The sequence below is a fragment of the Clostridium sp. AF27-2AA genome, assembly GCF_003478505.1.
GTDB lineage: Bacteria > Bacillota > Clostridia > Lachnospirales > Lachnospiraceae > Brotaphodocola.
In genome coordinates this window covers 1-12,418 of sequence record NZ_QUFI01000016.1, presented here as the reverse complement: position 1 = coordinate 12,418, position 12,418 = coordinate 1, and the positions used below count along the sequence as shown (strand labels likewise).

General features: G+C 41.9%; 13 protein-coding genes. All 13 read right to left on the bottom strand.

Annotation, left to right across the window (positions count from 1 at the left end; genetic code table 11):
- Nucleotides 1-17 precede the first annotated feature (17 nt).
- Nucleotides 18-1,220 carry a flagellar hook-length control protein FliK gene (locus tag DWY84_RS10240; RefSeq protein ID WP_182434944.1) on the bottom strand — a complete coding sequence of 401 codons (1,203 nt, stop codon included), beginning with the start codon at nt 1,218-1,220 and terminating at the stop codon, nt 18-20.
- Nucleotide 1,221: 1 nt separating this feature from the next.
- Nucleotides 1,222-1,680, bottom strand: a complete 459-nt coding sequence (locus tag DWY84_RS10235) for a flagellar FliJ family protein (protein WP_177294241.1) — start codon at nt 1,678-1,680, stop codon at nt 1,222-1,224.
- A 24-nt stretch (nt 1,681-1,704) separates the two neighbouring features.
- Entirely contained in the window at nt 1,705-3,006 is a 1,302-nt protein-coding gene (locus DWY84_RS10230; protein WP_118532952.1) for a FliI/YscN family ATPase, read from the bottom strand.
- A gap of 39 nt (nt 3,007-3,045) precedes the next feature.
- Nucleotides 3,046-3,873: a FliH/SctL family protein gene (locus tag DWY84_RS10225; protein WP_118532950.1), complete on the bottom strand. Its 828-nt coding sequence runs from the start codon at nt 3,871-3,873 to the stop codon at nt 3,046-3,048.
- Complete coding sequence (fliG, locus tag DWY84_RS10220) at nt 3,851-4,909, bottom strand: flagellar motor switch protein FliG (protein ID WP_015553128.1); 1,059 nt, start codon at nt 4,907-4,909, stop codon at nt 3,851-3,853. The genes DWY84_RS10225 and fliG overlap by 23 nt, the downstream gene beginning before the upstream one ends.
- Nucleotides 4,887-6,623: a flagellar M-ring protein FliF C-terminal domain-containing protein gene (locus DWY84_RS10215; RefSeq protein WP_347560786.1), complete on the bottom strand. Its 1,737-nt coding sequence runs from the start codon at nt 6,621-6,623 to the stop codon at nt 4,887-4,889. Before DWY84_RS10215 ends, fliG begins: the two co-directional genes overlap by 23 nt.
- 63 nt (nt 6,624-6,686) lie before the next feature.
- Nucleotides 6,687-7,004, bottom strand: a complete 318-nt coding sequence (gene fliE, locus DWY84_RS10210; RefSeq protein WP_118532948.1) for a flagellar hook-basal body complex protein FliE — start codon at nt 7,002-7,004, stop codon at nt 6,687-6,689.
- A 36-nt stretch (nt 7,005-7,040) separates the two neighbouring features.
- On the bottom strand, nt 7,041-7,433 hold the full coding sequence (flgB, locus tag DWY84_RS10205; RefSeq protein WP_066544439.1) for a flagellar basal body rod protein FlgB: 393 nt from the start codon (nt 7,431-7,433) through the stop codon (nt 7,041-7,043).
- A gap of 404 nt (nt 7,434-7,837) precedes the next feature.
- Complete coding sequence (locus DWY84_RS17785; RefSeq protein ID WP_243024830.1) at nt 7,838-8,005, bottom strand: hypothetical protein; 168 nt, start codon at nt 8,003-8,005, stop codon at nt 7,838-7,840.
- Nucleotides 8,006-8,084: 79 nt separating this feature from the next.
- On the bottom strand, nt 8,085-9,191 hold the full coding sequence (locus DWY84_RS10195; RefSeq protein WP_279220331.1) for a transposase: 1,107 nt from the start codon (nt 9,189-9,191) through the stop codon (nt 8,085-8,087).
- Entirely contained in the window at nt 9,172-10,536 is a 1,365-nt protein-coding gene (locus DWY84_RS10190; RefSeq protein ID WP_118532942.1) for a sensor domain-containing diguanylate cyclase, read from the bottom strand. The genes DWY84_RS10195 and DWY84_RS10190 overlap by 20 nt, the downstream gene beginning before the upstream one ends.
- Before the next feature lie 124 nt (nt 10,537-10,660).
- A complete protein-coding gene (gene tnpB / locus DWY84_RS10185; RefSeq protein ID WP_118532940.1) occupies nt 10,661-11,764 on the bottom strand; it encodes an IS200/IS605 family element RNA-guided endonuclease TnpB in 1,104 nt (367 codons plus the stop codon).
- 16 nt (nt 11,765-11,780) lie between these two features.
- On the bottom strand, nt 11,781-12,080 hold the full coding sequence (gene tnpA, locus DWY84_RS10180) for an IS200/IS605 family transposase (protein WP_243024824.1): 300 nt from the start codon (nt 12,078-12,080) through the stop codon (nt 11,781-11,783).
- Between the last annotated feature and the right edge of the window lie 338 nt (nt 12,081-12,418).

Sequence of the window (12,418 nt, the reverse complement as noted above, 5' to 3'; positions counted from 1 at the left end):
TCACTTTAATCCTCCTTCTAGGCCAGTCCCAGCCTCAGCTGTTGGGCAAAGCTGTCATCCTGCTTCTGGCGCTGCTCTTTTGGGCCCTGCCTGCCATTTCTGCCATGACCGGTATCCTGATCCATATTTTGCCTGTTTTCAGTCTGTTCCGGTGTGTAAATAACAGTAGGAGTTCCTGTTTTTTCTTCCAGGATCTGCGCCAGATGCCCTGCTTCTTTGCTTAATATCTCCAGTGTTTTTGCACTGGTTGAAAAAATAGTGACCTCTGTTTTTCCTTTTTCATACTCCAGCCGGATAGTCAGCTTTCCAAGCCTTTCCGGCTCCAGGGAAAGCTCCAGCTTTCCTTTTTTTTCACTGATCTTTGTATCCAGGTAGTTTCCCAGATCCTCTGTCAATGTATCCTGGGCTGTTGTCAGCCGGTCTGCCGGTCCTGTATCAACAGCAGCTGGTTTTGCTGCTGTTCCAGCTGAACTTTCAACAGTTCCTGTATAACCGGGCGATGCCAGGGCTGTCATTTCCTTTCCGGAAATATGTTCCTTCCGGTCTGGCATCTCTTCTTCCCGGTTCATTTTGGCAGTTTGCTTTGACTGCCCGGCTTCTCCGGTCCGTCCTGTATCTTCTGTCTCTCCGGTCTGTTCCAGCCTGTTCTGGAGTTTTAAGCCATCTGCATGGACAGCTGTTTCTGTGTGGGGGGCTTCGGTCTTCTGTATGGTACTGACAGCTGCCGACTGATCCTCCATTCCTGCTTCCGACGTTGTCTGTACAGCCAGATCTTGTATTCCATTTATTTCATTGTTGTAAACAGCAGGCGTTTTACTATTTTCTGCTGTTATCTGTACAAAGGTCCTGTAACAGGTTTCAGAAGCATAGGCAGCTGCCAGTTCCTGCTCTTTTTCTCCATCCTGGCTGTTCTTTTCGTCCTGTATGTCCGTTACTTTTATTTCTGCTTTTATTTCATCTGTTTTTTCGTTTTCTCCGGACTGCCTGCCATTAACCTGTTTTTCATTTTCCCTGTTTTTGGTTTCTTCTGGCTGTGTTTCTTTATTTTTTGTTTCCCCTGTTTCTGCTTTTTTTGTTTCGTCATCCTGGGCTGCTCTTTTCTTGTATTTTGTCAGCATAGATGCAAAATCTGACCCATTCCCTACTTTTTCTTCTGAGTTCGTACCTGACTTCACAGAATATCCTGTCTTTACCTGACCGGCATTTTCAATCCTGTTCAACCTAGACCACCTCCCTGTTTTGAGAATACCTGGCTGTTCTTGAAGCATATTCTTCTATAAACAGCTCCTGTGCCTTTTTTGCTGCTTTTTCATACTCACTCTGCCGCCTGTCCTTTAACTTTTCATAACGGGACGTATCTATCTTTGCAGCGATCACTTGTTCTTTTTTCTTTTCTTCCTGCTGCTGTAAAAGCTTTAACTGTTCCTGTTTTTTCCGGATCTGATCTTCCATTTCACTGATATACATACCATAAAGACAAATATCTTTTATCTGTACATCCTGTTTTTTCAAATCATCCATCTTATTCTGGGCAGATACCAGCTTGTTCTCCAGTTCCTGTATCTCTGCTTCTTTTTTCCGGATCTGTGCCAGAAGTGTACCATGTTCTGCCTTAATGCTGTCCAGAATCTGTTCCTTATAATGAAGTACATTTTCAAGACTGTATTTAAATCGCTTCATCTTAAGTATCATCTCCTATAACTGCTAACCCACGATTTTTTCCATTCTCCTTATGCTTTCCTCATAAGGGATATTTTCATCTGTTTCCTGTTCCAGAAATGTATTCATATCACCTATGCGGTCAACTGCTTCATCCAGAGCACTGTTTGCACCTTTTTTGTAAGCGCCAATGGAGATCAGGTCTGCATTTTTCTGATAAAGGCTTAACATGTTCCGGAACCTTGAAGCTGCTTTCCTGTGTTCTTCCCCGGCTATATCATTCATAAGACGTGAAATACTTGCACTGATATCAATAGCCGGAAAATGGTTTGCATTAGCCAGCTGCCTGCTTAAAACAATATGACCATCCAAAATACCTCTGACTGTATCAGCCACCGGCTCATTGGTATCGTCTCCCTCCACCAGTACCGTATAAATCCCGGTAATGGAACCTTTTGCAAAATTCCCGCTTCTTTCCAGAAGCCTTGGAAATTCTGCATAAATAGAAGGTGTATAACCTCTGGCTATAGGCGGTTCTCCAATAGCAAGACCGATCTCCCTCTGTGCCATGGCATATCTGGTAAGAGAATCCATCATCAGCAGCACATCTGCTCCCTGATCCCTGAAATATTCAGCGATCGTTGTTGCAACCAGGGGACATTTCATACGCAGCATTGCCGGCTGGTCTGATGTGGCTACAATAAGGACAGAACGTTTCATGCCCTCTTCTCCCAGATCCTTTTTAACAAATTCCAGAACCTCCCTGCCTCGCTGTCCTACCAGGGCGATCACATTGATATCTGTTTTTACATTCCGGGCGATCATTCCCATCAGTGTACTTTTTCCAACACCGGAGCCTGCAAAAATCCCCATTCTCTGACCTTTTCCAATGGTATTTAAACCATCAATGGCCTTAATCCCAAATTCCAGATGTTCCCTGATAGGAGGACGGTTAAGAGGGTTGATATAGGCACTGTCTACTGTATAAAGCTTCCCTGGGGGAAACTCTCCTTTTTCGTCAATGGGATGCCCCAGCGCGTTGATGATACGGCCTTTCAGGAAGTCACCCACCGGTATCTGCAAACGGCATCCGGTATTGCGGACAAAACTTCCCGCTGTGATCCCGCTGATATTTTCATAGGTCATCAGCTGTATTTTGCCATTTTTGAATCCTACCACTTCCGCAGGAACCTGACAGTTCTCAGCTTCATTGTAGATCATAACAATATCACCAACACCGGATCTGCCTCCGGAAGCTTCCATTGACATTCCCACTACATTTTCAATTTTTCCAATGCGGTCTGCTGTTTCTGCCTGCTGTATTAACTTCAGGAGATTTTCATACATGGTTTTCACCTCTGTGTACTTTATGTATCCATAAAATCTTTATGTATTGGCGTTGTCTACAAGTCTGTGTATATTTTCAAGCTGGGTATCTACACTCATATCTATGATCCCGTCCGGCATTTCGATGATACAGCTTCCGCATTTTCCGTCCTCCATTACTATAAATTTGACGTTGTCAGAGAGCCGTGACAGTTTCTCTGCCAGATGTCCATCTGCCTGAACCATGGTCTCATAGTCTTCTTTTTCCATATAGATCTTGACCCAGTCCATTTTCTGCAGTTTTTCTGTTTCAGCTTCTATCATCCTGCTTATAACAGAACCGCTGGATCTCAGGCTGATATGGATCACTTTTTCAGCCACTGCCACAGCAATATCTTTTAATTCTTCCAGATATTCTCTGAGGCATTTTTCTTTTTCTTTGTTGATCTCTATTAAGGCTTTTTCCAGGCTTTCTTTAAAAAACCGCTGATTTTCATGATGTTTCGCCTCATTTTCCTCTTCTGCCCTAATCAGTCCCTCTTCATAGCCTTTTTGTCTGCCTTCTTCAAATCCTTTCATCCGGGCTTCCTCAAAGATCTGTTCTGCCTTTTCGTTTGCTTCCTGTTCAATGGCTGCCGCTTCTTTCCGGGCTTCTTCTAATATTTTTTCTTTTTCCCTGAGCACCAGCTCTATTTGTTCCTGACTGCATTCCAGACCATTGTATGTATCATTGTCCGCATTTAAAGAAGCTTCCGTTTCTTTTTTATTCTGCTTTTCTGTTTCTAGTTTCTGTGCATCCGGTGCCGTAAATACCTGTAAGGGAAGCTTCCGGACTCTGGCTTTATTTTCAAAGCCTGTATCCTGATCAGACAACAATGTTATCGTCATCTCCTCCCTTATTGATTATTACTTCTCCTGCATCTTCCAGTTTACGGATCAGATTAACAATACGCTGCTGTGCCTCTTCCACTTCCTTAAGCCTTACATTGGTAGTGATCTCCAGGTCTCCCTTGACTGTTTCTGCCATACGCTTGGACATATTTGCAAAGAATACGTTCTTCATATCCTCTGATGCAGTCTTTAATGCATATACAATATCCTTGGAATCGCAATCCCTGATAAAACGCTGTACAGACCTTGGATCCATATCGATGATATTCTCGAACATGAACATCTTGTCCCTGATGCTTTTTGACAGTTCCGGATTATCTTTATCCATTTCATCAAAGATCTGTTTCTCGTTTCCTCGGTCAACATGGTTCATCACATCTGCCACATAATCAATACCGCCCAGGTTCATATTATCCTCACTGGTAATGATCGTAGCGAATTTCCTCTTCATTTCCTCTTCTACAATGGCAATAGCCTCAGGAGATACACGGCTCATATTTGCCATGCCTTCCAGTACCGGTATCCTTTTTTCATTTGGAAGCTGTTCCAGTATCTGTGCAGCCTGCTGAGGATCCATATAAGCCATGATCAAAGCGATCACCTGAGGCCGCTCATGCTGGAGCAGGGCAAGAAGGGATTTGGGATCTCCCTTTGTAAAAAAGTTAAATGGCTTGGACTGGAGAGTCTTGGATACTTTTTCCAGGAGATTTCTGGCTGTGGTTTCTCCAAATGCTTTTTCCAGTACGCTTCTGGCATAATCCAGACCTCCATCTGTCATCATCTTGTGGGTAAGGCACATTTTATAAAACTCATCTAATGCATTCTCCACCTGGGCATTATTTGTTTTTCCAAGCTTTGCTACCTCATAAGTCAGGTCTTCGATTTCCTGTTCACTGAGATATTTATAAATCTGGGAAGCGCGGTCTGCTCCCAAAGACACAACTACCACTGCTGCTTTCGCCCGCGCATCCATTTTATCCAGTTCGGATCCCCCGGTAATATCTGTTATCTTACTTCCCTCTATTTCTGCCATCGTTTCCTCCACCAGTAAGCAGCCAATTCTGGATCAGTTTTGCTGCGATCTGCGGATTTTCATCCACAAAGGAACCGATCTCCTGTTTTAATTTCAGACTGTGCTGCATTTTCAGATTTAAAATTTCTTCATTTTTCTTAAGTTCATCATCCTGTCCCTGAAGCGCCGACTGTTCCTCTTCAGTTAACAAGGATATATTCCCATCATTTTTAGTTTTATTGTCGGCGGCAATGGCATTTTGAGGATTTTCAGTAATCGCATCTCCATCCGGTATCTGTTCCAACAGTGCCTGTCTTTCTTCTTCTGACGCTTTCAAATGCTGCCTGCTGAGTATCAGCAAAGCAATCAGCAATACCAGAAGCAGCCCACCTGCCCCTATGGCGATCAAAAGAGGCAATGGAAGCTTTGCTTTCTGTGCCGGTGCTGTTACCGGCACTGCATCTGTGTTTTTACTGGCTGCTGAAAGGGCTCTTATAACCGTGATCTTTGAAGGAGCGTCCTCCTGGGTAATACCTGCTGAATTAGCTACAAGACTGACCAGATCTGCGTCTGCAATAGATGTATCATCTGTATCAATAGTAACGCCTACTGTTGTATTTTCCAGAACACCCGGATCGATCTGACGCTGTTCTTTTGTGGAATTATACAGCCACTCTCTTATTGCGCTGTTGTTGGAATATGTATCTGAACCTGCCTGTGTGCCTGTCTTGCCCGTATAACGGGGTGTATCTGCATTAGCATCTGCGCCTGCTGCGCCTCCATTTCCCGAAGACGTACTTCCTGTATTCTCCCCTGCTGTTTCTTCTTTTTCCAGCAGTCCTGTTTTATCATTCTGGTCAACCTTATCCGGAGTGGTATACTGGACTGTTTCCTGGATCAGCTTCTGCATATTCAGGGTACCTTTTACAGAAACTGCAACTTTTCCCTGTCCATACATTAATTCCAGGACCCGGCGCACATTTCCTGCTATACTTTTTTCTATCTGGCTGGTAAGCTCTGCTACATCTTTGCCTGTCCCCGTAGTACTATCAGCTTCATCTTCACCGCCAACTTCCGTCATGGTAGCGGCATCAAATACAGAAACATTGGTAAAATTCATTCCTTTTACAGCCCTGGCGATCAGGTTTTTAATAGCAGCTGCCTTTGTATCTGTCAGATCCTGTCCAGGATCCATTGTCACCACAACAGAGGCCGATGCATCTGTCTGCTGTGTATCATCCAGTGCATATTTCTGGGTTCCTCCTTCTGCTATGGTCACCTTGGCATCACGTACCCCGTCAAACAATCCGATCTGGGCACCCAGACGATCCTGAAGCTCATACAATGTATATTTTTCCTTATCCTTTTCAGTGCTCATGATCCCCGCATTATTACGGTACATATCATAGGTAAAACCACTTTTAGGATATCCTTTGCTTAGCAATTCCGCCCTGGTCTTATCCACTGTATCTGACATTACCTGGACAGAACCGTTTTTGTCATTGTATCTGTAATCAACACCTTCATCCTGAAGAAGACTTACAACTGCCTGGGCATCTTCCGAGCTCATTCCTGTAAACAAGGTACTGTATCCTTTTTTCGTGCCCATATTCAGGACCAGAAGTCCGGCTGCCGCCAGGATAATCGTCCCCGCTGCAATGACTGCGATCATTTTTTTTGTTTTCCCTGGCATCTTCTGCCATGCTTCTTTTAGATTCTGCACTGTTCCATTCATCCTTTGCATTTCCATATATAGCAAATATTAAAAATCTACTGTTCCATTCCATGGCCAGCAGTATTAAACACTCATCTTTAAAATTTCATTATACGCTTCCATTGCTTTATTTCTAAGAGAGATCATAACTTCCAGGCTCAGTTCTGCTTTTGCCTGGGCGATTGGAAGACTGTGGGCATCTTCTAACTGCCCCGTTGCCAGAAGATACTGTTTCTGTTCTACATCCTTCTGTGTGTCATAAACATTTTGTATTGTATCTTCAAGCACTGACTGGAACACAGATTTTGTGCCATTTTCTGTTCCGGTTATTTTTCCATCATTCTTTCCAACAGCATCCCATTCTTTCATGGGGGTAATAAACCCATTCACCTGTTCAATCATTTTATATTTTCTCCTTAACCGTATAATTTGTATGATTTAAAAGTTTTTAGCTGCGCTGCGCAGACGTGAAAGATCGCTGCTCACAGAACTGATCATAAATTGGTATTCATAAGCTGTTCTTGCCAATTCAACCTGTTCCTGATCCATATCCACATTATTCTCATCCAGCCTGGTTGATTCATTTAAGGTAGTATGGACAGACGGTCTCATATTTTCAATCCCTCTTGCCACATTTTTCATAGAAGTCTTCTTCACAGACAGAGCTGATTGGATCTTCCGTGCCAGTTCATTCTCAAAGGTCATATATTGTGACTTAAAACCTGGCGTATCAACATTTGCAATGTTGTTCATAGTCAGGTTCTGTCTCATCCATAAGCTGTCCAGGGTTTTTTCTCCAAGTAATAATCCATTTCCATACAAGTCCATCATAAATGTTCATCCTCCTGTGTGGCTGATATAATTTTCTTCAAAAAATACATACCGTTAATATCCCCTGATGGAAGGGGTTACAATTTTCGTATTTTATCATTATTTACACACTCTGTATAATATATAATTCTTATGTTTTTTTCAAGTCTTATGTTTTTAGCTGCCACCTTTCTTCCATTGGTAATTTGTCGCAAAGTTTTATAGCAATTTGCATTGTTTTTTTGTTATTATATCTATTTATTTTTTTATTTTGCCCATACAATTGCGATTTTGCATAACTCACCCCGTTATTTTGCACATTTTAGACGTTATATTTTGTCAATAAATATGATAAATATACTTTGTTAAGTTTTTTTAATTTTGCTACTATAAATGAGCAAATTTGGTAACTGTTCAGAACCCCGCTAGTTGAAAATGATATCAGGGGTTCCGTTCAGTGCTTCGCGGATAGCTGTGAAAGCATTTATTCCGTGCTTGCGAGCTGATCCGATATAACTCATAATTGTAAGATATTCCTGTGCACCTTCTTCATTTCGGAAGCATCCAGAGACTTTGGTTTTTACTTTTACCATTCTCAGATCACGTTCCACCTGATTATTATCAAACGGTACACAGAGATTCTTTATAAACAGGCAGACTGATTCCTTATAATTATACAGTCTGCAGATCAAATTTATGGCGGTGATAGTAGCTAACCTCATCCTTATCTAAAAGAAGTGCTTTATCTCGCACCTTTTTCATATCGAGCAGAAGCTTCTTAAAACGGACTGCCCATGTCTGCTCCGGATGATTTTCAATCACACCGTTTAATTCCCTGAGAAGATGCGCACAGCAGATGGCATGTGTCACATTTTGATACTTCCAGTAAGAATTCCAGCAATCATGCATAATGATCCCGTTGGCATGCGGCAGTACATTCGCAGCATCCATGCCAGCCTGACCACTTTTCTGATTTATGGTCAGATATGTGTAATTCTGATCGGATGCAACGTGAACCCAGCAGGTTTTTCCATCTACGCAGCTACCAGTCTCATCACAATGGATCAGTCCGAGCGTAATCATTTTCAGACGGATTTGCTCATAAGTATCTTTCAGTGATTCCGCACAGCGGGTTACCATGTTCTTGATGGTTCCCGTTGCTAATGGAATATTCAACACACTGGACAGGATTTCATGAGTGCGATTGATGCTGACTGCACCAACCGTATTGAAAGCCACAACCATCGCCTGAAGATTTTTGCCATACTGGACAGTTGCTTTTATGTTTTTAGGAAATGATCCTGTTTTTACGCCACCATGCAAAGGGCATTCGCGCACTTCAATAAGATTGTGCGCAGTGACATCTACAGTCACAACCGCATCAATCTCATGACGGGTTTCTTTTATACAAGCATTATCCAGACATTTCTCGCGATAAGGACATCCGTTACAGTCAAAATGCATATGTTCCATGGTGTGATCCGGATTGGAGATGACAGAAAGATCGACACCATTGTGACCTTGCTGAGCGCCCTGCTTTTTCCCGGAAGATTCACGAAGACTTCGGTTCTTTTTTACCGCAGGTTTCTTAAGACCGTCAGAGGAAGGTGGCTTGGAACTGTTTTTGGAGTTTTTGTTTAGTTGTTCTTTCAGCTCTTTGATGGCTTGATTCAGCTCGGCAATTGTAGCTGTTAATGTGCTGTTTTGCTTCGTCAGAAAACGCCGGTGGTTTTTCGTTGATATAAAATGATTCGGTGCGTCAGATTTTTCTTCGTTCAATCCCGCTTGTTTTATAGTATTCTGCCTTGTCCTCATACATCCGCTTTTCCGCTTCCATCACGGAGCGTTCCAGACTCACTCCCATCTCTTCCAACCAGACCATACCGACGGCCAGATTCACAGAATAATCCTTCATAGTTTTCTTCAGCTGCGCCACCCAATCATCTGCGATAGCATGAGTAATGTTCGGGCAAATTACCATCAGTTCATCACCGCCAGTGCGGAACAGACCATAGCCATCAAATACCTGTTTGAGAGATTCACAGGCATTCCGTATCAAGGTATCGCCCGCCTCATGCCCCTGTGTATCGTTCACTTGCTTCAATCCTGTAACGTCACAGTACACGACTGCAACACTCTGCTTCCGATCCATCTGCCTGATATAGTTGGTCATAGCAAAACGATTGCCTATCCCTGTAAGTGCATCCTTATAGCTTAACTCCATCAATTTTGCCAGCAGCTTTCTCCGCTTGAGACAGGCAAGCAGGAAGGCAGCAGCAATCTGAAGGATATCGTGTGAGTATTCCAAAAATATTGGTGGCGGATTGTCCACCCCGTAGAAGGCAATAACCTTTCCATTATCGTACAGAGGAACCACCACAAGAGAACGGATTCCCTGCCGCTTGAGGTTTTCATATTGCAGCGGATCGCTTTCCTTTATTTCCTCCAAATCTTGAATCATGATATCCTTGCCCTCATCAAAGCAGCGATACCATTGGGCACAGACCTCCGGTGTCAGGTTTTGCAGGTTCTCCTTCTCCGAGTGAACGCCCGATGCACACCACTCATAGGTGTTGTCATCACCACCATTTTGATTTTGTTCAAATACGTAGGTTCGCTCACCACAGAGAGCCTTTCCCATATACTCCAAAATAATGTCTATGCTCTCGTCCGGTGCCTCAGCGGAGATAGCTTCCTTCATCCCTTTATTGACCAGCATCTCCATCTTCTGATAGATTTTTAAAATATCATCCTGTGCTGTTTCTTTTGTGGTATGGCCGGTAACATCAATGGTAATCCCAATACGGTATTTTTTCCCTGTGTCCGGATCCTCCACCATTGTATCCTTCACCATCAGATGTCGGTCGATCACATGGTTGTAGTAGCCCCATTCCACATAGTTCCCCACGGAGAGTTGATTGTTGGTACACAACGCACAAGGGAGATTTGAACCTTGCAACACTTCGTAGCACTTTCGCCCCTTAATTTCATCTATGGATTTCAGTCCGAATGTGTCCATCGCCTTACGGTTTAAATATACCAACTCATTAGTTTCAATGTCCGATGCGTATACAAATTCACCTAAATTCTGAAAAACAGACCAAACATTCTTTAATTTATCCATTTCTATCTCCTTGAAATAAGTGAACTACCCATTGTCTAAAGCCAATGGGCTTCCTGCTTCATCGACCTCGTAACCTACTATCTCCACAGGCGTTAATTCGGACAGTCCCTGCCCTATTTATTTTTTATGCTATTTGTCTTATTCCTTCTGCCAGTATATTTTTTGCAGCATTTATATCCCTGTCATGTTCCGCTCCACATTTCGGACATATCCATGTTCTCACTGACAAATCTTTTATGTCCGAATTCTGATACCCACAAAGAGAACATATTTGACTGCTGGCATAAAATGTATCTATTTTGATGTATTTCCTACCATTCCATTTTGCTTTATACTCTAACTGTCTTGTCAGCTCATACCATGATACATCACTTATGGCTTTTGCCAGATGATGATTTTTTATCATGTTTTTTATCTGCAGGTTTTCTGAAACTATCACTTGGTTTTCGCTGATAATCTCATGTGAAACTTTATGCAGATAATCTTTTCTGGTATTCCGTATTTTCTCATGACATGATGCTATCTTTTTCTTTGCTTTATAGTAGTTTTTACTTCTTTTCTCTTTATGCGCTAACTGGCGCTGCAGTTTTTTTAACTTTCTTTCCTGTTTTGTCAGTGTTTTTTGATTGTCGTATTTCTTTCCAGCTGACGTAATGCATAAATTCTTAATACCCAAATCTAATCCTATACAGCCTTCTTTTTCAGGTAATGAAATGTGCTCGGTTTCTACAAGGATTGACACATAATACTTTCCGCTTGGAACTTGGGAAATTGTGGCCGATTTTATTTTTCCAATGAATTTTCGATGCAGTTTTGCCTTTATGTTTCTCAGTTTTGGCAGCTTTATCGTACCTGTCTCAAAATCTACTGCAATATTTCCATTTGTGAAATTGGTTGTATAGGTTTTATGATTGTCGTGCTTGCTTTTGAATTTCGGATATCCTGCATGTTCCCTGAAAAACTTCCGATATGCTGCATCCATGTTATATATGGCATTTGTCAGAGCAAATTTATCTACTTCTTTCAGCCATTCGCACTTTTTCTTTAATTCTTGGTTACAATAATTATTACAGGCAATTTTTCCAACTGTTTTCTTTTCTTTCTCGTATAATTCTTTTCTGTATGCCAGCGTCTGGTTATAAACAAAACGGCAACAGCCAAATGTTTTTGCAATCTGTGTTTTTTGCTCCATATTTGGATATACTCTAAACTTGTATGCTTTTAACACGACTGTCACCACCTTCTTACCCTTGATTTTCTATATATTTTCTCAACATCTCTTCTGAAACATTTCCTACACTGCAGGCAAAATATCCATCCGTCCAAAAAGTATGCTCAATCCAAAAATGTTTTCGTAAATAATTCGGATATCTTTCCCAAATATGATATGTTGTATAGCTCTTCATTAGATTTACCATTTTACTGATAAACATTGTTGATTCTGTTTCTATCATGTAATGGATATGGTCTTTATCTGTTTCCATATATCTGATAATGGCTTTATGCTTTTGACATATCTCATAAGAAAACTGCTTTATTTCCATGTTCCCATAACGCAAGTATAGCACAAACCACCACTTTCAGCTACCTTAACCCACCGTCTAAAGCCAGTGGGGTTACGGTAGCCCTATTTCAATTATGATTATTTTATTATATCGTCAGACTCCAATTAAAGCAATATGAGATTATATCATCTATAAATTTCCCATCATCTTCATATAATCGTAAACGCACTATAGTAAGTACCTGTTTTCATGATTCATTTTCTGTAATAATAGTCTCATACAACACAGAGTTAAAAAAATTGAGCACTTAACTTTTTTGACCGACTATGGAGGTCGGACTATGAGCAGTCAAACAAGTTTGGTAGCTGAGCAGGTTC

Excerpts from the sequence above, each read along its gene's own strand:
- DWY84_RS10235 (WP_177294241.1), bottom strand. The coding sequence starts at position 1,680 with ATGAAGCGATTTAAATACAGTCTTGAAAATGTACTTCATTATAAGGAA.
- fliG (WP_015553128.1), bottom strand. The coding sequence starts at position 4,909 with ATGGCAGAAATAGAGGGAAGTAAGATAACAGATATTACCGGGGGATCC.
- fliE (WP_118532948.1), bottom strand. The coding sequence starts at position 7,004 with ATGATTGAACAGGTGAATGGGTTTATTACCCCCATGAAAGAATGGGAT.
- tnpA (WP_243024824.1), bottom strand. The coding sequence starts at position 12,080 with ATGGAAATAAAGCAGTTTTCTTATGAGATATGTCAAAAGCATAAAGCC.
- flgB (WP_066544439.1), bottom strand. The coding sequence starts at position 7,433 with ATGATGGACTTGTATGGAAATGGATTATTACTTGGAGAAAAAACCCTG.
- DWY84_RS10225 (WP_118532950.1), bottom strand. The coding sequence starts at position 3,873 with ATGACGATAACATTGTTGTCTGATCAGGATACAGGCTTTGAAAATAAA.
- DWY84_RS10215 (WP_347560786.1), bottom strand. The coding sequence starts at position 6,623 with ATGAATGGAACAGTGCAGAATCTAAAAGAAGCATGGCAGAAGATGCCA.
- DWY84_RS17785 (WP_243024830.1), bottom strand. The coding sequence starts at position 8,005 with ATGGTAAAAGTAAAAACCAAAGTCTCTGGATGCTTCCGAAATGAAGAA.
- DWY84_RS10230 (WP_118532952.1), bottom strand. The coding sequence starts at position 3,006 with ATGTATGAAAATCTCCTGAAGTTAATACAGCAGGCAGAAACAGCAGAC.
- DWY84_RS10190 (WP_118532942.1), bottom strand. The coding sequence starts at position 10,536 with ATGGATAAATTAAAGAATGTTTGGTCTGTTTTTCAGAATTTAGGTGAA.